This is a genomic window from Variovorax sp. GW821-FHT10B04 (genome assembly GCF_059415645.1).
Genome location: NZ_JBWKNQ010000005.1, coordinates 40,866 through 61,582 on the forward strand (window position 1 = coordinate 40,866; position 20,717 = coordinate 61,582).

The following is a 20,717-nucleotide window of genomic DNA, read 5'->3' on the forward strand; positions in this document are numbered from 1 at the left end:
GCCGGTTCCGCGGTGTTTCTGGCAAGTCAAAGGCCGCGCGGTGCGGCCAGGGGTCACTCTCCCAGATACGCGGCGCGGACCTTCGGGTCGTTCAGCATGACCTTGGCGTCGCCGCTCATGGTGATCAGGCCGGACTCCATCACGTAGCCGCGGTCGGCCAGCTGCAGCGCACGGCTCGCGTTCTGCTCGACCAGCATCACGGTCACGCCCTGGTCGTACACGGTCTTCACCACTTCGAAGATCTTGTCGACCATGATCGGCGACAGGCCCATCGAAGGTTCGTCCAGCAGCAGCACCTTGGGCTGCGCCATCAGCGCCCGGCCCATCGCCAGCATCTGCTGCTCGCCGCCCGACATCGTGCCGGCCAGCTGGTCCTTGCGTTCGCGCAGACGCGGGAAGATCGTGAACATGCGCTCGATGTCCGTCGCGATGCCGCCCTTGTCGTTGCGGATGTAGGCGCCGATCTGCAGGTTCTCGGTGATCGTCATGCGCGTGAACACCCCGCGCCCCTCGGGGACCATCACCAGGCCTTCGCCCACCAGGTCCCACGCACCGCGGCCCTTGATGCTGCGCCCCAGGAACTGGATGTCGCCATCGGCATACGGCAGCGTGCCGGTGATGGCCTTCATGGTGGTCGTCTTGCCGGCACCGTTGGAGCCGATCAACGAGACGAGCTCGCCTTCATGCACCTCGAAGTCCACGCCCTTCACAGCCTGGATGCCGCCGTAGGCGACCTTGAGGCCGCTGACCTTCAACAGCACCTTGCCCGCCGGCTTGGTGGCGGCCGGCACCGCCACGGGAGTCATTGTTTCGTTCATCAGATAGCTTCCAGCGTCATGTCTGTTTCAGAAATACCGCGGAACCGGCTCTGCCGGGCCGCTGGTATTGCCCCCGGCAGGGGGTGCGGAGCGCTACACGAAGTGAGCGCGACCTGGGGGCGAGCCATCAGTGGCCGCCGGTGCCGAGGTACGCCTCGATCACCTTCTCGTTCTTCTGCACTTCCGCGGGCGTGCCCTCGGCGATCTGCTTGCCATAGTCGAGCACCGTGAGGCGGTCGCACAGGCCCATCACCAACTTCACGTCATGTTCGATCAGCAGGATGGTGCGGTTGTCCTTGCGGATGCGGCTGATCAGCTCGCGCAGCATGACTTTCTCGGTCGCGTTCATGCCGGCTGCGGGCTCGTCGAGCGCGATCAACTGCGGGTCGGTGGCGAGCGCACGCGCAATCTCGAGCCGGCGCTGGTCGCCATAGCTCAGCGTGCGCGCCTTGTAGTCGGCGAACTTGCCGATGCCCACGTAGTCGAGCAGTTCCAGCGCACGCTGCGCGATGGCGGCTTCTTCGGCCTTGAAGCTGCCGGTGCGCAGGATCGCGCCGATCACGCCCGAATGGGTGCGCACGTGGCGCCCGACCATCACGTTCTCGAGCGCCGTCATGTCGGCGAACAACCGGATGTTCTGGAACGTGCGTGCAATGCCGGCCTTGGCCACCTCGTGCACGGCGGTCGGCTGGTAGGGCTTGCCGGCCAGTTCGAAGCTGCCGCTGTCGGGCGTGTAGAGCCCGGTGATCACGTTGAAGAAGGTCGTCTTGCCGGCGCCGTTCGGGCCGATCAGGCCATAGACCTGGCCGCGCTGGATCTTGATGCCGACGTCCGACAGGGCCTGCAGCCCGCCGAAGCGCTTGGAAATGCCGCGGACTTCGAGGATGGTTTCCGTCATGTCTGTTGCTCCATCCATCTCAGGGGTTGATCGACATCGGACGCGAAGCCGAACCCGGCACCTCGTCGGCGGGGCTGTCGATGCCGGGTGCGTCGAGAGGCGTCACCGGCGTGGCGTCGCCGCCCTTGCGGCGCAGCGACTTGCCGTGCTCCGGTGACGGCCACAAGCCGCGCGGCCGCACCAGCATGATCACGATCATGGCCAGCGCAATGAACAGCTGGCGCAGGATCGACGCATCGAGCCGGCCGTCCGTCATCGCCTGCAGCGGACCCGCGACGTAGCGCAACACTTCGGGCAGGGCCGCGAGCAGCACGGCGCCCAGGATCACGCCCGGCAGATGGCCGATGCCGCCCAGCACGACCATCGCGACGATCATCACGGACTCCATCAGGCTGAACGACTCGGGCGAAACGAAGCTCTGGAACGACGCGAACATCGCGCCCGACACGCCGCCGAAGCTGGCACCCATGCCGAAGGCCAGCAGCTTCATGTTGCGGGTGTTGATGCCCATCGCCTTGGCTGCGATTTCGTCCTCGCGGATCGCCATCCAGGCGCGACCGACGCGCGACAGTTGCAACCGGTGCGAGATGATCACGGTGAGGATCACCAGCGCCAGGAACAGGTAGTAGTACAGCGAGACCGAAGAGATCGTGTAGTCGCCGATCTTGTACGGCTTGCCGAGATTGAGGCCCCAGAAGTGCACCGGATCGATGGCGTCCAGCCCCTTGGGGCCGTTGGTCACGTTGTACGGATGGTCGAGCGTGTTCAGGAACACGCGGATGATCTCGCCGAAGCCGAGCGTCACGATCGCGAGGTAGTCGCCGCGCAGACGCAGCGTCGGTGCGCCGAGCAGCACGCCGAACATGCCGGCCAGCACCAATGCCAACGGGATCACGATCAGCAGCGGCGCATGCAGCCCGCCCGGGAACATCGCCTTGATGGCCGGGAAGGTGTCGGTCAGGTGCGGCGAGCCGAGCAGTGCGTACAGGTAGGCGCCGATCGCGAAGAAGGCGACATAGCCCAGGTCGAGCAGGCCCGCATAGCCCACGACGATGTTCAGGCCCAGCGCCAGCATCACGTAGAGCAGCGCGATGTCGACGATCCGGACCCAGGCATTGCCCTGGGTCTGCAGCAGCAGCGGCAGCGCCAGCAGGGCGACGGCGGCGACCAGGAAGACGATGATGTTCTTGCTTTTCATGTGCGTGCTCCTTCAGGCGCGGTCGGCCACGCGTTCGCCCAGCAGGCCCGATGGCCGCACGGTGAGCGTCAGGATCAGGATCACGAAGGCGAAGATGTCGCTGTGCTGGCTGCCGAGCACGCCGCCGGTGACCGTGCCCAGGTAGCCGGCGCCGATGGCTTCGATGAGGCCCAGCAGGATCCCGCCGACCACCGCACCAGCCAGGTTGCCGATGCCGCCGAAGACGGCCGCAGTGAAGGCCTTGAGACCGGGGCCGAAGCCCATTGCGTGCTGCGCGATGCCGTAGTTCGAGGCGTACATCACACCCGCGATGGCGGCCAGCACGGCACCGATGATGAAGGTCGCCGAGATCACCATGTCGGGCCGGATGCCCATCAGCGAGGCGACCCGCGGATTTTCTGCCGTGGCGCGCATGGCGCGGCCGAGCTTGGTGTAGTTCACCAGCCAGGTCAGGATGGCCAGCGAGATCGCGGTGACCACGAGGATCATGATCTGCGTCGGCGAAATGGACGCCCCGCCGACGACGATCGACTCGCTGGGCAGCAGGGTCGGGTACGCCTTGTTGGTCGGGCGCCAGATGATCATCGCCAGCGTCTGCAGCAGGATCGACATGCCGATGGCCGTGATGAGCGGCGCCAGCTTGGGGCTGTTGCGCAGCGGCCGGTACGCGACCTTCTCGATCACGAAATTGAGCGTGGCGGCCACCACGCAGGCGATGATCAGCGCCAGCAGGAGGATCAGCCAGCCGGGTGCGCCGGGCATGGCGTCACGCATCAGCCCGATCGCGGTCCAGCTGGTCAGCGCGCCGACCATGAGCACCTCGCCGTGCGCGAAATTGATGAGGTTGATGATGCCGTACACCATGGTGTAGCCCAGGGCTATCAAGGCATACATGCTGCCGAGAACCAGACCGTTGATGATCTGCTGCAGCAATATTTCCATAACGAGAATTCCCTCTGTGTGATTGCACCCGGGTGTGGTGCTTTCCTCATCAAGTGCAACGGATCGGCACTGTCAGCCCATCTAGCAAAAAACCCGCCAGCGTGTGCCGCCAGGGGTTTGTCGGCGGGATTGTAGTCAGGGCCGACGAGGCCGCCGCAGAGCATGGGACAGGGTTTTCCCGCTTCGCTCATGCCGTTTCGGCGCACGGTCATGCGCAGCGTGAATGGACGCCAGAAGGCATTCCAAGCGTGCCGCCATGCGGCACGGGTCAGGTGCTGGCGGCGTCGTTGAGTCGACGAAGCTCGCGCAGCTTCTCGGCGATGCGGATCTCCAGTCCGCGCTCGACCGGCCGGTAGAACGGGGGCGTTTCCATGCCGTCCGGCATGTAGTTCTCACCCGCGGCGAAACCGCCCTCCTCGTCGTGCGCGTAACGGTAGCCCTTGCCGTAGTCGAGCTCTTTCATCAACTTGGTCGGCGCGTTGCGCAGGCGCATCGGCACCGGCCGCGTGCCATCCTTCTTGATGAAGGCGCGCATCTCGTTGTAGGCCTTGTAGACCGCGTTCGACTTGGGCGCGATGGCGAGATAGACCACGCATTCGGCCAGCGCCAGCTCGCCTTCGGGCGAACCCAGCCGCTCGTAGACTTCGGCTGCATCGAGTGCGAGCCGCAGCGCGCGCGGATCGGCCAGCCCGATGTCCTCGGTCGCCATGCGGACCAGCCGGCGCGCCATGTAGCGCGGGTCCGCACCGCCATCGAGCATGCGCACGAACCAGTACAGCGCCGCATCCGGGTCGCTGCCGCGCACCGATTTGTGAAGCGCGCTGATCGTGTCGTAGAACTGCTCGCCGCCCTTGTCGTAGCGCCGCATGCGCTCGCCCAGCACGCGCAGGAGCCAGTCATCGCCGATCGCATCGAGCTTCTCGGCACCCGCCGCGACGGCCAGTGTTTCGAGCGTGTTGAGGAGCCTGCGTGCGTCGCCGTCGGCATAGGCGACCAGCCGGTCGACCGCCTTGTCCTCGATCGCCGGAACGGCGCCGATCTGCTGCGCACGCGCCACGATCTGCTTCAGGTCGTCCTCGGCCAGTGACTGCAGCACGTACACCGCCGCCCGCGAGAGCAAGGCGGAATTGACCTCGAAAGAAGGGTTCTCGGTGGTCGCGCCGATGAAGGTGAACAGACCCGACTCGACGTGCGGCAGAAACGCATCCTGCTGGCTCTTGTTGAAACGATGCACTTCGTCGACGAACACGATGGTGCGGCGCTGCTCGAGCCCGTCGCGTGCGATCGTCGCCCGCTCGACGGCTTCGCGGATGTCCTTCACGCCACCCAGCACCGCACTGATGCTGAGGAACTGCGCGTCGAAGGCATCCGCCATCAGCCGCGCGATGGTGGTCTTGCCGGTGCCGGGCGGCCCCCAGAGGATGCATGAATGCGGCTGGCCGGATTCGAAGGCAATGCGCAGCGGCATGCCCGGGCCGAGCAGGTGCTGCTGGCCGATCACCTCGCCCAGCGTCTTGGGACGCAGGCGTTCGGCAAGGGGAATATGGTTGGAATTGGCCATGGCGGGGGCGGATTCTCGCTTGGCAAGCGCTCGGCGCGCCGCCGACCGCCGAGACCCGAAGCCTTACTGCTTGATCACGTCGGCGCCGGCTGGCGTCTTGAACGCAAAAGTGCCAGCACCGAGCGCCGGATTGACTTCGACCTTGCTGAACTTGAGCACCGACCGCTGGCCGAAGCTGTCGAGGATCTCCAGCGCCGCGAGCGCATCGCCCTGGAAGCCGACCTGCACGTTCTGCAACTGACCGTCCTTCGTCTTCGGCGTGGCCTTGACCCATTGCAGGCCGTCGCGCTCCGGCGCCGCCTCCAGGGTGAAATCGGCCTGCAGCGCCGTCAGATCGGACGCCGATGCGATGAGCGCAGCCGGTGTCGAACCCAGCGCCTGCGACTGGGTCCGCTGCGTCACCTGATTCAGTTCGGCGTCGTACAGCCAGAGATTCTGGCCGTCCGCCACGATGCTTTGCGCAAAGGGCTTGCGGTAGTCGAACTTGAATTGGCCCGGCCGCTGGAATTCGAAGGTGCCGCTGGACGTCTTGGTGCGCACCGGCTGGCCTTCGCGCGAGGGTGCAGTCACAGTCTGCGTGAAGTCCGCACGGCCCGACTTCGCAGTCTTGACGAAAGACTCCAGGCTTTCCATGCCACCGGCCAACGCACTGCCGGCGATGGCGATCAAGGAAACAGCAAGCAATTTCTTCAGCATTCGTTGGGGTCCCATCAGTCCGGTCATTCGGTGCGCGCAGGCACCAGGATTTCGCGCTGGCCGCTGGTGCTCATCGAACTGACCAGCCCGGCCTTTTCCATGTCTTCGACCAGCCGCGCGGCGCGGTTGTAGCCGATCTTCAGGTGACGCTGCACCAGCGAGATGCTGGCCTTGCGATTCTTCAGGACCACTTCGACCGCCTGGTCGTACATCGGATCCTTCTCGGCATCGCCACCGTCTCCATTCAGATCGCCGTCACCATCGACAGTTCCACCTTCGAGCACCCCTTCGATGTAGTCCGGCTCCCCTTGTGACTTGAGGTAAGCCACCACACGATGCACCTCCTCGTCGCTGACAAAGGCACCGTGCACGCGGATCGGCAAGCCGGTACCGCTCGGCATGTAGAGCATGTCGCCCATGCCGAGCAGCGCCTCGGCGCCCATCTGGTCGAGGATGGTGCGGCTGTCGATCTTGCTGGACACCTGGAACGCGATGCGCGTCGGGATGTTGGCCTTGATCAGGCCGGTGATCACGTCGACGCTGGGCCGCTGGGTCGCCAGGATCAGGTGGATGCCTGCAGCCCGCGCCTTCTGCGCGAGTCGTGCGATGAGCTCCTCGATCTTCTTGCCGACCACCATCATCAGGTCGGCGAGCTCGTCGATCACCACCACGATGTGCGGCTCGCGGCGCAGCGGTTCCGGATCGTCCGGCGTCAGGCTGAACGGGTTGTAGATGAACTCCTCGCGCGCCTTCGCCTCGTCGATCTTGGTGTTGTAGCCGGCCAGATTGCGCACGCCCAGCTTGCTCATGAGCTTGTAGCGGCGCTCCATCTCGGCCACGCACCAGTTCAGGCCGTGCGCGGCCTGCCGCATGTCGGTCACGACCGGCGCCAGCAGATGCGGAATGCCTTCGTAGACCGACATTTCGAGCATCTTCGGGTCGATCATCAGCAAGCGCACATCGCGCGCCTCGGCCTTGTAGAGGAGGCTCAGGATCATCGCGTTGATGCCCACCGACTTGCCCGAGCCGGTGGTGCCCGCCACCAACACGTGCGGCATCTTGGCCAGATCCGCGACCACCGGATTGCCGATGATGTCCTTGCCGAGGCCCATGGTGAGCATCGACTTGCCTTCGTGATAGATCTGCGAGCCGAGGATCTCGCTCAGCTTGATGGACTGGCGCTTGGCGTTCGGCAGCTCGAGCGCCATGTAGTTCTTGCCCGGAATGGTCTCGACCACGCGGATCGACACGAGGGACAGCGACCGCGCCAGATCCTTGGCAAGGCCGAGAATCTGCGAGCCCTTGACGCCGGTGGCCGGCTCGATCTCGTAGCGCGTGATCACCGGGCCCGGCGAGGCCAGCACGACGCGGACCTCGACGCCGAAGTCCTTGAGCTTCTTCTCGATCATCCGCGAGGTCATCTCCAGCGTGTCGCTGGACACCGTCTCCTGCCGCGCCTGTGCTGCATCCAGCAGATCGACCTGCGGCAGCTTGCTGTCGGGGAGCTCGCGGAACAGCGGCTTCTGGCGCTCCTTGACGACGCGGTCGCTCGCTGGAAGTTCGGTCAGTGCCGGCTCGATCTGGACCGGTGGCGCTGCCGGGCGACGCTTCGGACGCGGCGCAGCCGGCGGTGCTTCGCCTTCGAGTACCGGCTCGGTCGGCTCGTCGAATACGCGGTCACCGGCAGCAAGCTCTTCCCGCTCCCGGGCGGCCTGCCGGCCCATCGCCAGATCCTGCGCAATCTCGCGCTTCTCGCGCCGCGTCTCGAACAGCGAGTAAACCCGCGCGCCGATGGCTTCGGCGATCTGGCTCCACGAAAAACGAAAAACCAGTGCGGAGCCCACCACACCCGCGGCAATCGCGATCAGCGCGGAACCCGTGAATCCGGTCCACTTGACGCTGGGCGGCCCGACCAGATAGCCGAGGACGCCACCGCCATGTCCTGGCAGCCGGAACTCGAGGCGGTAGAGGCGCGACCACTCAAGCACGGCACTCGCGCAGAGGAGCAGCAGCAAACCCAGCCAGAAAGCCAGCCGACTTCGGTTGAAACGCCCTCGTGGCGTCGTGTCCGCACTGGTCCCCGCGGCCTCTCCGCCACGCAGCCAACCGGCCAGCGACGACAGCCAGACGCGCATGCCGGCGGCCAGGCACCACCAGATCGAGTAGCCCGCCATGAAGTAGCTGCCATCGGCAACCCAGGCACCAATGCGCCCCCCCCAGTTCTTGACCTCGCCGCCGGAGCCTGAGGTCGACCAGGCCGCATCGGACGGCGTGAAGCTCAGCATTGCGAGCAGCCAGAAGAGCAGGACGGCAAAGCCGACGATCAGCGAGATCTCCTGGGCGAAACGCATCGCCCGCAATCGAACGGGTGGCGTGGCAGTGGAGGATTGAAGTGTGTTCAGTGAATAGGTCATGAAAGGCACGGCACCTGCCCGCGGTCAGGCTGCGGGGGCAAACGAAGACTACAACGGAAACGCCGACGCCCCAACGGCGGCTGTGGAGCAGCCGCCGCCATGGCCTCCTGCGAAATCCCGCTCAGGTGAGTGAAGAAAGCCGGTCCTTGACCAGCATGGAGCCGTCGGGAAGCGTCTGGACAAAGCCACGCTCCTCCAGATCCTTCATGACGCGGCTCACCATTTCCCGAGAAGCTCCGACCATTTTCGCCAGATCCTGCCGCGAGATCCGGTCGCGGATCTTCAGATCGCCGGTACCGTCGTCGACGGCAAATTCAATCAGCGAGCGTGCCACGCGGCCGTAGACATCCATCAGTGCGAGCGACTCGATTTTTCGGTCTGCATTGCGCAGGCGCTGAACGAGCCCACGCATGATGTTGTGCGCCATCGACGAGTTTTCAGGCAGGCAGCGCGAAAAGGCATCGCGGTCGAGCACCAGAACGTCGGTCTGGACCTCCGTGCGCACCGTCGCCGAGTGCGGTTCGTCGTCGATAAGGCTCATTTCACCGACGTAGTCACCAGGATGCAGGGTCGCCAGGATCACCTCACGGCCTCGCCCGTCGGAGCTCACCACGCGCGCGCGCCCGGTGAGGATGATGTACAGCGCGTCCGATTTCTTGCCCTGCTCCACCACGTTCTCGGCGCGCTTGAACCGTCGCTTGACGATAGCGTCTGCAATGTGAGCCGACTGCGTTGGCGTCAACGCAGAAAACAACGGCACGCGTCGTAGCAATTCGAGGTTGGACAGCATCGACATTCATCATTCCCTGATGCGCACTTGGCTCTTGTCCACATTCATGGATAAATACAATCGCGCGTATTGAAAACACTCTCGGGCCGGCCAGCGCCCCTCGGGTGATACTCCCTAACAATCACCCTCAAAATGTACACGCTGAACACGTGTCACTCCCAGGCTTCTTACCATGTCTTCTACACAACACGCCAAGGTTCTGATCCTCGGGTCCGGCCCCGCTGGCTATACGGCCGCCATTTATGCGGCCCGCGCCAATCTGCAACCGCTGTTGATCACCGGCATCGCTCAGGGTGGTCAGCTCATGACCACCACCGAGGTCGACAATTGGCCTGCTGACATTCACGGCGTGCAGGGCCCTGAATTGATGCAGCGCTTTCTGGAACATGCTGAGCGCTTCAAGACACAAATCGTGTTCGATCACATCAACAAGGTCGACTTCAGCAAGCGCCCCTTCACGCTCACCGGCGACAGCGGCACTTACACCTGCGACGCGCTGGTGATCGCCACCGGCGCATCGGCCAAATACCTGGGGCTGGAATCGGAGCAGAACTTCATGGGCCGCGGCGTCTCGGGCTGCGCGACCTGCGACGGCTTTTTTTACCGGGAACAGGAAGTGTGCGTGATCGGCGGAGGCAATACTGCCGTCGAAGAAGCGTTGTATCTCTCGAACATCGCAAGCAAGGTCACCCTGGTCCACCGCCGCGACAAATTCAAGGCAGAGCCCATCCTCGTGGACAAACTGCATGAGAAGGCGGCCGAAGGCAAGATCGAGCTGAAGGTGCACAACACGCTCGACGAGGTGCTCGGCGACAGCACCGGCGTCACCGGTATTCGGCTGCGCAACACGTTGACGGGGGAGACGGAACAGATCGATTTGAAGGGCTGCTTCATCGCGATCGGTCACCATCCGAATACGGACATCTTTCAGGGCCAGCTCGAGATGAAGGACGGCTACATCGTGACCCGATCCGGCCTGCAAGGCTTCGCGACGATGACGAGCGTACCGGGCGTGTTTGCTGCCGGCGATGTACAGGATCACATCTATCGCCAGGCCATCACGAGTGCCGGTACCGGCTGCATGGCGGCGCTCGACGCGCAACGCTTCCTGGAGCAGGACGGCACCTTGTAATCTGCGGGCTCGCGCACTGCGCGTCGGCTCCGTTCAGTCGGAAGTCGGCTTGGCGGCCGACTTCGGTATGTTGCCGGCATGTGCCGTGGAAGGCTATAATCCGAGGCTTTGCCGAAAAGGGCTCATTCTGAGCGCCCGGCATCCGGGGTACCGCCACCCGTTTCTGGCGAGGTCAAGCTGCAAACCACCCCGCAAGGCCCCTCCAGGGTTGCGCGTGCGAGGTGCCAGCTGTTCAAGAAAGAGTGTCCAACATGGCACGCGTATGTGAAGTCACGGGCAAGGGCCCGATGGTCGGGAACAATGTTTCCCACGCAAACAACAAAACCAAGCGCCGGTTCCTGCCGAACCTGCAATACCGTCGTTTCTGGGTCGAGACTGAAAACCGCTGGGTTCGCCTGCGTGTTTCGAGCGCCGCACTGCGCCTGATCGACAAGAACGGCATTGATGCCGTGCTCGCAGACCTGCGTGCACGCGGCCAAGCTTAAGGAGCTGAATCATGGCAACAAGCAAAGGCGGACGCGAAAAGATCAAGCTGGAATCCACTGCGGGTACCGGCCATTTCTACACGACCAGCAAGAACAAGAAGACGACACCTGAAAAGCTGTCGATCATGAAGTTCGATCCGAAGGCGCGCAAGCACGTCGAATACAAGGAAATCAAGCTGAAGTAATTTCGGTTTGGCTTTCAAAAAACCCGCTGCGATCCAGCGGTTTTTTTGTTGTGCTGTCGATGCGTCTCTTTACTTCATCAATCAAAAACTGCTGATTGCAAAGAGCGTAAAAAAACCGGCACAAGGCCGGTTTTTTTGAGGGGGCGGACACCTATCCGCGCCGATGATCAATTGATCATTTCATTACGCACGCGCCGCGCGCAACCGCGTTGAAAAATCACGCAGCCCTGCAATGCCGCTCGCTTCGGCACGGTGACACCAAGCTGCCAGGTCCGACGCAAGCTGTTCGCGGGAATGCGAAGTATTGAGCCAAAGCTGGCGCAGCTCTTCACGCATCGTCACCATCTTGTCGAGCACGGGATGCGCCTCGCGCGCCTGGACGAGTTGCGTACGGGCCGACGCAGGCACCTTGTCGGCATCTCGATGCAACCAGCGCTTCGCGGCACGCAATACCGAGAGGTCAGACCCCTTGGCCTTCAACACGGCCAGCTCACCCTTGGTGACACGACGCATCTCGCGTGCATAGCCCGCCATGACTTCGTAACGGTTCGCGATCACGGCCTCCAGCGTCTTTTCGTCCGCTACCGGCTTGACATCGCCCGTGAGCATCCTCGGCGGCAATTTCTTGACCTTGGCCCAGCCGATTTTTTGCATCAGATTGATGTAGACCCAGCCAATGTCGAACTCGTATTTCTTGACGGAGAACTTGGCAGACGTCGGATAGGTGTGGTGGTTGTTATGCAACTCCTCACCGCCAATGATGATGCCCCAGGGAATCAGGTTGGTACTGGCGTCGGTCGCCTCGAAATTGCGATAGCCCCAATAGTGACCGATGCCGTTCACCACGCCGGCAGCCCAGAACGGAATCCAGACCATCTGCACGGCCCACACGGCCAAGCCAATCGCACCAAACATCGCCAGATTCAACACCATCATCAAGCCGACGCCCTGCCAGCTATAGCGGCTGTACAGATTTCGTTCGAGCCAGTCGTCAGGCGTGCCATGGCCGAAACGCTCGATGGTGTCGCGATTCTTCGACTCTTTTCGATACAGCTCGGCGCCACGCCACATCACTTCATCGATGCCCTTGACTTGGGGACTGTGCGGATCGTCAACGGTTTCGCACTTTGCATGGTGCTTGCGGTGAATGGCAACCCATTCCTTGGTCACCATGCCGGTGCCCAGCCAAAGCCACAGCCGGAAGAAATGCGACGGAATCGGGCCGAGATCCATTGCACGATGCGTCTGCGTGCGATGCAGGAAGATCGTGACGGCGGCGATCGTGATATGCGTGGTGGCGAGCGTGTACAACACGATCTGCCACCACGTGAGATCCCACAAGCCGTGTCCGAGCCAGTCGATGGCCGCGTTCAAGACGGCAGAGTCAGGAAGCATCATTGAAATCTTTACTCCATGGCCACACGAAGGTGCAGCCTCCAGGTCGAGTGCGATTTTAAAGGTCCGGCCCTGAAAAGGGGTCTAAATCCTTGATGTAACGCACGTTTTCCTGTTGTTTGGAGTCCTCGCACTACTTGCGGTTCCACACCGCGGCAAAGAAACCGTCGGTCGCATGCAGATGGGGCCAGAGGCGAAGGTAAAGCGTGCCGCTTTCACCCCCCGCACACAGTCGAGCGGCGTCGACCACCTTGAGGCCCGTCAGCAAGCTGCCCGCATCCTCCGCCACAAAGTCGGGGTTGGCCGCCGCGAAAGCTTCCGCGATGGCTTCGTTTTCCTCTGGCAGCACACTGCAGGTCGCGTAGATCAACCGACCACCAGACTTCACGAGCCGCGCAGCACTCTGCAAGATCGCCGCCTGCTTCTCCGTCAACTCGGCCACCGCCTTGGCCGATTGCCGCCACTTCAGGTCCGGATTGCGTCGCAAAGTGCCAAGGCCGGAGCACGGCGCATCGACCAGCACACGGTCGATCTTGCCCGCCAGGCGCTTGATGCGATCGTCACGCTCGTGCGCAATGGCGGCCGGATGGACGTTCGACAACTTGCTGCGTGCGAGCCGCGGCTTGAGCGCATCGAGCCGATGTGCCGACGTATCGAAAGCGTAGAGCCGACCGGTGCTGCGCATCGTGGCGCCGATCGCCAACGTCTTGCCGCCGGCGCCGGCGCAGAAATCGACCACCATCTCGCCTCGCTTGGCATCCAGGAGCAGCGCCAGCAGTTGCGAACCTTCGTCCTGCACTTCGATCGCTCCGCGCGTGAAAGCGTCCAGCTTTGTGAGCGCCGGCTTTCCATCGATCCGCAAACCCCAGGGCGAAAACGGCGTGGCCTCCGCTTTGATCGACACTGCAGCAAGCTCCTTCTGCACATCGGCGCGCTTGTCGTTCAACGCATTCACGCGCAGATCGAGGGGCGCGGGTTGCTGAAGGCTTTCTGCCAGTGGCCAGAAGCCCGTGCCGAGCTGCGCCTTGAGCGGTGCCACCAGCCACTCGGGCAGGTTGTGCCGATGGCGTTCAAGCAGATCCTCCTGCTTCACGCCGTCGCAGTTGTCCAGCCAGCGCTTTTCGGTGTCGTTGAGCGCGCTTTTCAGGAAGTCGCGCGGACCGTGAAAGCCGAGGATCGCCATCCGGCGCTCCTTCGACCCCGTCCCGGAGGGCGACAGGTGATCGAACAGGAGCTTCTTGCGCAATACGGTGTAGACCGTCTCGGCCAGCGTGGCGCGCTCGCGTGGCCCGAGCTCGCGGTGCTCGCGAAAGAAGCGTGAGACGACCTGATCGGCCGGGTGATCGAATTTAAGAACCAGGCCGACCAGGTCGGCGGTGGCTTCCAGCAAAACTTTGGGGTGCATGGCCCGATTGTCTCAGCCAAGCCGCGAAGACGACATTCACGCAGAATCGCGCGCATGAAAGATGACGACTTGCCTCCGCTGATCGAGACGACACCAGGCCGCTACCGGCATTACAAGGGCGGCGAATATGAGGTGATCGGCACCGTGCGCCACAGCGAAACGCTGGCGCCGATGACGCTGTACCGCGCGCTCTACGGGCAACGCGGCCTCTGGGTGCGCCCCGCCGCCATGTTCGAAGAATCCGTGGAGATCGACGGCGTCCGGCAGCAGCGCTTCACGCGCATCGCCTGACCTTCGCTGGACAGCTCAGGCGACGGCGATCGCCGCCGTCCCAGCGAGCCAGCCCGCAATGGCACGCGGATAGAGCTTGTGCTCCTGCGAGAGCACCCGCTGCGCCAGCATGTCGGCGTTGTCGCCAGGCAGCACCGGCACGACGGCCTGATCGAGGATCGGCCCATGGTCGAGTTCCGCAGTCACTTGGTGAACAGTGGCACCGGCAACCCGGCATCCCGCTTCGATGGCGCGCCGATGCGTGTGCAAGCCCGGAAACGCCGGCAGAAGCGACGGGTGGATGTTCAACAACCGCCCCTCATAGCGCGTCACGAATTCCGGCGTCAGGATGCGCATGAAGCCCGCGAGCACCACCAGCGCCGGCGCATGCGCATCGACGGTTGCCGCCAGTGCCGCATCGAAGCTCTCCCGCGTCGGGAATGCCTTGTGTGGAACGACCGCCGTCGCAAGCCCCTCGCCTGCCGCAAAAGCCAGGCCGCCGGCGTCCGGGCGATTGCTCACCACGGCGGCGATGCGCGCGCCGAATCGCGCGTTCCAACGTTCGCTTTTTGCGGCGCGGACGATGGCGGCCATGTTGGAGCCTTCGCCGGAGATCAGTATCACGATGTTCTTCATGGGACGCGGGATTATCCGTGGAGCCGCTTGCGGTCCCATGGGAGACGATCGCTCACATGGCGGCACGGCGTCGTGTGCGACGCAACGCGGGCGGCATCGATTTGTCACCGCGCGGACAGCCAATTAGCGCACGACCGTGCTAAAACTCCGGCTTCCCGGAGACACGCCGCCGATCGACGCGGCCCCCATCAACACAGCGAGGCACGCATGGATTTGAGCTTCACGCCCGAAGAACAGCAGTTCCGCGAAGAGATTCGCGACTGGGTCAAGAACAACCTACCGAAAGAGATTTCGCACAAGGTCCACAACGCGCTCGAATTGACGCGCGACGATCTGCAGGGCTGGGCGAAGATCCTCGGCAAGAAGGGCTGGCTCGGCTACGGCTGGCCCAAGGAATTCGGTGGACCCGGCTGGACCGCGGTGCAGCGCCATCTGTTCGAAGAAGAAACAGCGCTGGCTGGCGCGCCCCGGATCGTCCCCTTCGGCCCGGTGATGGTTGCACCCGTGATCATGGCTTTCGGCAACGCGGAGCAGCAGAAGCGCTTCCTGCCAGGCATTGCCAGCGGTGAAGTCTGGTGGAGCCAGGGCTACAGCGAGCCAGGCTCGGGATCCGATCTCGCTTCGGTCAAGACCAAGGCCGAGCGCAAGGGCGACAAGTACATCGTCAATGGCCAGAAGACCTGGACCACGCTCGGCCAGTACGGCGACTGGATGTTCAACCTCGTGCGCACCAGCAACGAAGGCAAGCCGCAGACCGGCATCAGCTTCCTGCTGCTCGACATGAAGTCGCCAGGCGTCACGGTGCGTCCGATCAAGCTGCTCGACGGCAGCTTCGAGGTCAACGAGGTGTTCTTCGACAACGTCGAGGTGCCGGCGGAGAACCTGATCGGCGAGGAGAACAAGGGCTGGACCTACGCCAAGCATCTGCTGTCGCACGAACGCACCAACATCGCCGACGTGAATCGTGCCAAGCGCGAGCTCGAGCGGCTGAAACGCATTGCCAAGAGCGAGGGCGTCTACGACGACCCGCGCTTCCGCGACGAGATCGCCAAGCTCGAAGTCGATGTCGTCGCGCTCGAGATGATGGTGCTGCGCGTGCTGTCCGCCGCCACGTCGGGCAAGAACTCGCTCGACGTCGCCGGCCTGCTCAAGATCCGCGGCAGCGAGATCCAGCAGCGGTATGCCGAACTGATGCTGCTGGCCGGCGGCCCGTATGCCCTGCCGCTGATCCGCGAAGCCATGCACGCCGGTTGGCAAGGCGACTTCCCTGGTGGCAATCCGGCGCTGGCGCCACTCGCATCGACCTTCTTCAACATGCGCAAGACCACCATCTATGGCGGCTCGAACGAGGTTCAACGCAACATCGTCGCGCAGACGGTTCTGGGCTGAGGAGACACACATGGACTTCAATTTTTCGGACGACCAGGAACAGCTGCGCGACGCAGTGCGCAAGTGGGTCGACAAGGGCTACGCCTTCGAACGCCGTCGCGGCATCGAAGCCAAGGGCGGTTTCTCGCGCGAGGCCTGGGACGAACTCGCTGAGCTGGGACTGGGCGGCCTCTACATCTCCGAAGAGGACGGCGGTCTCGGCATGGGCCCGGTCGCGGGCATGGTCGTGATGGAAGAACTCGGTCGCGGCATCGTGCTCGAGCCCTTCGCTCAGGCCTTGATCGCCGGCGGCGTGCTGAGCGGCTACGCCGGCACCGAACTGAAGGAAGCATGGTTGCCGCGCATCGCCGGTGGCCAGGCGATCGTCGTGCTGGCGCATCAGGAGCGCAAGGCGCGCTATCGGCTCGATGTGTGCGCAGCCACCGCGACGAAAGCTGGCGCCGATTGGACGGTCACCGGACACAAGAGCCTGGTGCCGGTGGGCGACGAAGCGGACGCCTATCTCGTTCCGGCGCAGGTCGACGGCAAGATCGCCCTGTTCCTCGTCGAACGCAGCGCGAGCGGCGTCGTGGCCCACGGCTACGGCACGCAGGACGGCAGCCGCGCCGCCGAAGTCGTGTTCGACAAGGCGGCCGGCACCTTGGTCACCGCCGATGGCCTGGCGGCGCTCGAGCACGCGATCGACATCGGCATCGCGGCGACCTGCGCAGAAGGCGTCGGCGTGCTGGACAAGACGCTCGACGTCACGGTGGAGTACCTGAACCAGCGCAAGCAGTTCGGCGTGACGATCGCCAGCTTCCAGGCGCTGCGCCACCGGGTGGCGGACATGAAGATGCAGCTCGAACTCGCACGTTCGATGAGCTACTACGCCACGCTCAAGCTCAACGCGCCGGCCGGCGAACGTCGCCAGGCGTTGGCACGTGCCAAATACCAGCTCGGCGTGTCGATGCGCTATGTGGCGGCGAACTCCGTGCAACTGCATGGCGGTATCGGTGTGACCGATGAATACATCGGCAGCCACTATTTCCGCAAGCTGACCCAGCTCGAATTCGCCTTCGGCGATTCGATGCATCAGCTCGGCGAAGTGTCGGCACGGCTGCAGGACACGGCCGGCGTGTTCAATTAATCGGGCACTGCGCACCCGCCTTCCCGGGACAACACCAGCGGTCCGGCAAAACCGGTTCGCGGCACCCTGGGAATGGCGGGCTGGCAGCTGGATCGAGCTGAGCGCCTTCGGGCGCTTTTTTCACGTTGGAATGGAGCTTGCACATGCATTCGCGCCGCACACTCATCGCCATGGGCATCGCCTCGACCCTTCTTGCCGCCTGCGCAGCTGCACCGTCGCTCGACGCGCGGCCGCCGATCGTGTTCGTTCACGGCAACGGAGATTCGGCTGCGCTCTGGCAGACGACGATCTGGCGTTTCGAATCGAACGGCTGGCCGCGCGAGCGGCTGTTCGCCTTCGACCAGCCGATGCCGCTCGCACGCGACAACGACGCCGTGGCGCAGCCCGGACGCAGCTCGACGGCCGAATCCATGGCGTTCCTGAAGGCGGAGGTCGACGGCGTCCTGAAGGCGACGGGCGCCCGCAAGGTCGTGCTGATCGGCAATTCCCGCGGCGGCAACGCCATCCGCAACTATGTGCAGAACGGCGGTGGCGACCAGGTGGTCAGCCACGTCGTGCTGGGTGGCAACCCGGCGCACGGCATCTGGGCGATCAAGGGCTTCAACGAGGGCAGTGAGTTCTCCGCGTTATCGCCCTTCATCCAGGCACTGAACGCGCCGAAGGGTCCGGCCGGCGACGAGGTCACGCCTGGCGTACGCTGGCTCACCTTGCGCTCCGACAACAACGACAAGTACGCCCAGCCTGACGGCCTGTGGCTCGGCGCACCGGGCAAGGCGACGAACATCGGCTACGACGGACCGGCACTGAAGGGCGCGACCAACGTCGTGCTCCCGCGCGCCGACCACCGCGAGACCTCCTTTTCGCCGGCAGCGTTCGACGCCACCTGGCGCTTTCTGACCGGCAGCGCGCCGGCCACGCTGCAGCCGATACCGGAGGCACAGATCACGCTGTCCGGCCGCATCACCGGCCTGGGTACCGATTCGCTGCGGCCGACCAGCGGCAACTTCACGAACAACCTGCCACTGCCCGGCGCGCACCTCAGCGTGTTCGCGGTCGATCCGGCGACGGGCCTGCGTCGCGGCGCGGCCGCCTGGGAACAGACGATCGGCGCCGACGGCCGCTGGGGACCATTTGCCGCGGCCTCGGGCACGGCCTTCGAATTCGTGATCGCCGCAGACGGCTACGACACGACGCATATCTATCGCAGCCCTTTTGCACGTTCGAGCGCGGTCGTGCAGATGCGGCCCGAACGTGTCGCCGCCGCGGACCGCGATGCGCCTGCGCTTGTGGTCCTCACGCGACCGCGCGGCTACTTCGACGCGCAGCGCGACACGATGCGCCTGGACGGCAGCGCAGTGCTGCCCGGCGTGCCGGCACGCGGTGCCGGTGTCGCGAGTGCAAAGCTGCGGCTCACGGACGCCACACCCCGTGCCGTGCTTGCGGACTTCAACGGCGAGCGGCTGGCCGGACAGAGTTGGCCGCTGGCCAGCGGGCACGTGACCGTGCTCGAACTGAGCTATTGACCGACAGCGGCGTTGGAAACGACAGCCGTCGCGATCGCCAGTGCAGCGCTCTGCGTTCGTCAGTTGTGCAGGCGCGAACTCTGCGGCAGGTGCGCCATCAAGAACTGCATCTGGTCAGCCAGGATGCGGCGGTTGCGCAGGATGAAGTCCTCCCAGAGGCTGGGCACGTACGGCGCGTACAACAGCGGCATGTTCGCCTGCTCCGGCGTGCGGCTGCTCTTGCGATGGTTGCACGGCTTGCAGGCCGTGACGACGTTCATCCAGACGTCGATGCCGTTCTGCGCGAACGGAATGATGTGTTCGCGCGTGAGTTCGTCTTCGTGGAAATGACCGCCGCAGTAGGCGCAAACGTTGCGATCGCGCGAGAACAGCTTGCTGTTGGTGAGACCCGGGCGCTGGTTGAAGGGGTTGATGCGCGGCACGCCCTTGGTGCCGATGATGCTGTTGATCGCAATCTGCGACTGCTTGCCGGTCACCGCATTGTGACCGCCGCGAAACACGGCGACCTGCGCGCCGACTTCCCAGCGCACCTCGTCCGCCGCGTAGTGGATCACGGCCTGTTCCAGCGTGATCCACGACTGGGGCAGCCCTTGGGCAGACAACTTCAAGACCTTCACCACTCGCCTCCTCAAAACAGGGAAGAAACTCGGAAAGACCAGGGTCGGCATGCAAACCGGTACGGCACGCACGCTGACGCAGTGCGTCACAATATACCGGCTTTATGACAGATATGCTTTGCGTTGCCCGTCCAGCGGGCATGCGGTGCTATCAAAAATATATCAACTCATGCAGGTTTTTCGCGGCTTTCGGCATCCCGGCGTGGCGCCGGCCTGCGCCCTGACCATCGGCAACTTCGACGGCGTCCACCGCGGTCACCAGGCCATGCTGGCGCTGCTCAATACGGAGGCGCGCCAGCGCGGCCTGCCGAGTTGCGTGCTCACGTTCGAACCGCATCCGCGCGACTATTTCGCGGCACTCAACAAGCGGCCCGAACTCGCGCCGGCGCGAATCGGCACCTTGCGCGACAAGCTCGCCGAACTCGCCGGCAGCGGCGTGGCACAGACCATCGTCCTGCCCTTCGATGCGCGGTTGGCGGCGCAGACACCCGACGAATTCATCCGCGACGTATTGATCGAAGGCCTGGGCGCGCGCTACGTGCTGGTCGGCGACGATTTCCGCTTCGGTGCCAGACGCGCCGGCGACTACGCGATGCTCGATCAGGCCGGCATCCAACATGGCTTCGACGTCGCGCGGATGAACAGCTATGAAGTGCGCGGATTGCGCGTGTCGAGTTCCGCGGTGCGCGATGCGCTGGCCGAAGGCCGCATGGGCGACGCCCACACGCTGCTCGGCCGGCCCTACGCGATCTCGGGGCACGTGGTTCATGGACGCAAGCTCGGCCGCGCGCTGGGCGCATCCGCACCGGGCCGCGACGACGGCTTCCGCACGCTCAACCTGCGCTTCAAGCACTGGAAGCCCGCCGCCAGCGGCATCTTCGCCGTGCTGGTCCACGGGCTGGCCGACCGGCCGCTGCAGGGTGTCGCCAACCTTGGCGTGCGGCCGTCGCTCGACGCCAACGACGTCAACGGCGGCCGTGTGCTGCTGGAAACCCACTGCCTCGATTGGCCCGCAGAACTGGGTTCCGAAGGGGCCTACGGTAAAATCGTGCGTGTGGAACTGCTGCACAAACTGCACGACGAATTGCGCTACACCAGCCTGGAAGCCCTGACTGCGGGCATCGCGAAGGATGGCAAGGACGCACGCGCGTTCTTTGCTTCCACCCACGCGGAAACCCACCGTCAGACCACGCGCGACCGAATTTAGGGCGGGAAGCCTTTCCCGCTCCTTCGCCAT

At 64.2% G+C, this 20,717-nt stretch carries 20 protein-coding genes; 8 read left to right on the forward strand and 12 right to left on the reverse strand.

What is annotated here, in order from left to right:
- Positions 1 to 53: 53 nt before the first annotated feature.
- The 8 genes from AC07PZ_RS14165 to AC07PZ_RS14200 form a co-directional block, all read right to left on the reverse strand.
- Positions 54 to 818: an ABC transporter ATP-binding protein gene (locus AC07PZ_RS14165; RefSeq protein WP_495295745.1), complete on the reverse strand. Its 765-nt coding sequence runs from the start codon at positions 816 to 818 to the stop codon at positions 54 to 56.
- A 127-nt stretch (positions 819 to 945) separates the two neighbouring features.
- Positions 946 to 1,716 (reverse strand): ABC transporter ATP-binding protein, encoded by a 771-nt coding sequence (locus AC07PZ_RS14170; RefSeq protein ID WP_495295746.1) that lies wholly within the window; start codon positions 1,714 to 1,716, stop codon positions 946 to 948.
- Between the two features lie 19 nt (positions 1,717 to 1,735).
- The gene (locus AC07PZ_RS14175; RefSeq protein ID WP_495295747.1) at positions 1,736 to 2,914 is read right to left on the reverse strand and encodes a branched-chain amino acid ABC transporter permease; all 1,179 of its coding nucleotides are present in this window, start codon (positions 2,912 to 2,914) and stop codon (positions 1,736 to 1,738) included.
- A 12-nt stretch (positions 2,915 to 2,926) separates the two neighbouring features.
- Positions 2,927 to 3,856: a branched-chain amino acid ABC transporter permease gene (locus tag AC07PZ_RS14180; RefSeq protein WP_495295748.1), complete on the reverse strand. Its 930-nt coding sequence runs from the start codon at positions 3,854 to 3,856 to the stop codon at positions 2,927 to 2,929.
- A gap of 268 nt (positions 3,857 to 4,124) precedes the next feature.
- A complete protein-coding gene (locus tag AC07PZ_RS14185; protein ID WP_495295749.1) occupies positions 4,125 to 5,417 on the reverse strand; it encodes a replication-associated recombination protein A in 1,293 nt (430 codons plus the stop codon).
- A 63-nt stretch (positions 5,418 to 5,480) separates the two neighbouring features.
- Entirely contained in the window at positions 5,481 to 6,113 is a 633-nt protein-coding gene (lolA, locus tag AC07PZ_RS14190) for an outer membrane lipoprotein periplasmic chaperone LolA (RefSeq protein ID WP_495296121.1), read from the reverse strand.
- A gap of 23 nt (positions 6,114 to 6,136) precedes the next feature.
- Entirely contained in the window at positions 6,137 to 8,527 is a 2,391-nt protein-coding gene (locus tag AC07PZ_RS14195) for a DNA translocase FtsK (RefSeq protein WP_495295750.1), read from the reverse strand.
- A 121-nt stretch (positions 8,528 to 8,648) separates the two neighbouring features.
- Entirely contained in the window at positions 8,649 to 9,323 is a 675-nt protein-coding gene (locus AC07PZ_RS14200) for a Crp/Fnr family transcriptional regulator (protein WP_495295751.1), read from the reverse strand.
- Positions 9,324 to 9,489: 166 nt separating this feature from the next.
- Between AC07PZ_RS14200 and trxB the strand changes: the two genes are divergently transcribed.
- The 3 genes from trxB to rpmG all read left to right on the forward strand — a co-directional run bounded on the left by trxB (position 9,490) and on the right by rpmG (position 11,119).
- Positions 9,490 to 10,449 carry a thioredoxin-disulfide reductase gene (trxB, locus tag AC07PZ_RS14205; RefSeq protein ID WP_495295752.1) on the forward strand — a complete coding sequence of 320 codons (960 nt, stop codon included), beginning with the start codon at positions 9,490 to 9,492 and terminating at the stop codon, positions 10,447 to 10,449.
- Positions 10,450 to 10,700: 251 nt separating this feature from the next.
- Complete coding sequence (rpmB, locus tag AC07PZ_RS14210; protein WP_028251282.1) at positions 10,701 to 10,934, forward strand: 50S ribosomal protein L28; 234 nt, start codon at positions 10,701 to 10,703, stop codon at positions 10,932 to 10,934.
- 11 nt (positions 10,935 to 10,945) lie between these two features.
- The gene (gene rpmG / locus AC07PZ_RS14215) at positions 10,946 to 11,119 is read left to right on the forward strand and encodes a 50S ribosomal protein L33 (RefSeq protein WP_296306076.1); all 174 of its coding nucleotides are present in this window, start codon (positions 10,946 to 10,948) and stop codon (positions 11,117 to 11,119) included.
- A 183-nt stretch (positions 11,120 to 11,302) separates the two neighbouring features.
- Here rpmG and AC07PZ_RS14220 read toward each other — a convergent pair whose 3' ends face one another.
- Both AC07PZ_RS14220 and AC07PZ_RS14225 read right to left on the reverse strand, forming a co-directional pair.
- Complete coding sequence (locus tag AC07PZ_RS14220) at positions 11,303 to 12,517, reverse strand: DesA family fatty acid desaturase (RefSeq protein WP_495295753.1); 1,215 nt, start codon at positions 12,515 to 12,517, stop codon at positions 11,303 to 11,305.
- 130 nt (positions 12,518 to 12,647) lie between these two features.
- Entirely contained in the window at positions 12,648 to 13,919 is a 1,272-nt protein-coding gene (locus tag AC07PZ_RS14225; RefSeq protein WP_495295754.1) for an RsmB/NOP family class I SAM-dependent RNA methyltransferase, read from the reverse strand.
- A 54-nt stretch (positions 13,920 to 13,973) separates the two neighbouring features.
- On the opposite strand from AC07PZ_RS14225, the gene AC07PZ_RS14230 reads away from it, so the two are divergent.
- Positions 13,974 to 14,210, forward strand: coding sequence for a DUF1653 domain-containing protein (locus tag AC07PZ_RS14230; RefSeq protein WP_495295755.1), 237 nt, complete (start codon positions 13,974 to 13,976; stop codon positions 14,208 to 14,210).
- Positions 14,211 to 14,225: 15 nt separating this feature from the next.
- On the opposite strand, the gene purN is transcribed toward AC07PZ_RS14230, so the two are convergent.
- The gene (purN, locus tag AC07PZ_RS14235; RefSeq protein WP_495295756.1) at positions 14,226 to 14,825 is read right to left on the reverse strand and encodes a phosphoribosylglycinamide formyltransferase; all 600 of its coding nucleotides are present in this window, start codon (positions 14,823 to 14,825) and stop codon (positions 14,226 to 14,228) included.
- Between the two features lie 207 nt (positions 14,826 to 15,032).
- On the opposite strand from purN, the gene AC07PZ_RS14240 reads away from it, so the two are divergent.
- The 3 genes from AC07PZ_RS14240 (at position 15,033) to AC07PZ_RS14250 (ending at position 18,863) form a co-directional block, all read left to right on the forward strand.
- Positions 15,033 to 16,214: an acyl-CoA dehydrogenase family protein gene (locus tag AC07PZ_RS14240; RefSeq protein ID WP_495295757.1), complete on the forward strand. Its 1,182-nt coding sequence runs from the start codon at positions 15,033 to 15,035 to the stop codon at positions 16,212 to 16,214.
- 10 nt (positions 16,215 to 16,224) lie between these two features.
- Positions 16,225 to 17,340: an acyl-CoA dehydrogenase family protein gene (locus tag AC07PZ_RS14245; protein WP_495295758.1), complete on the forward strand. Its 1,116-nt coding sequence runs from the start codon at positions 16,225 to 16,227 to the stop codon at positions 17,338 to 17,340.
- A 143-nt stretch (positions 17,341 to 17,483) separates the two neighbouring features.
- The gene (locus AC07PZ_RS14250) at positions 17,484 to 18,863 is read left to right on the forward strand and encodes an alpha/beta fold hydrolase (RefSeq protein WP_495295759.1); all 1,380 of its coding nucleotides are present in this window, start codon (positions 17,484 to 17,486) and stop codon (positions 18,861 to 18,863) included.
- A 59-nt stretch (positions 18,864 to 18,922) separates the two neighbouring features.
- On the opposite strand, the gene AC07PZ_RS14255 is transcribed toward AC07PZ_RS14250, so the two are convergent.
- Positions 18,923 to 19,480, reverse strand: a complete 558-nt coding sequence (locus tag AC07PZ_RS14255) for an HNH endonuclease (RefSeq protein ID WP_495295760.1) — start codon at positions 19,478 to 19,480, stop codon at positions 18,923 to 18,925.
- Between the two features lie 169 nt (positions 19,481 to 19,649).
- Between AC07PZ_RS14255 and AC07PZ_RS14260 the strand changes: the two genes are divergently transcribed.
- Entirely contained in the window at positions 19,650 to 20,687 is a 1,038-nt protein-coding gene (locus AC07PZ_RS14260; RefSeq protein WP_495296122.1) for a bifunctional riboflavin kinase/FAD synthetase, read from the forward strand.
- The last annotated feature ends 30 nt before the right edge of the window (positions 20,688 to 20,717 follow it).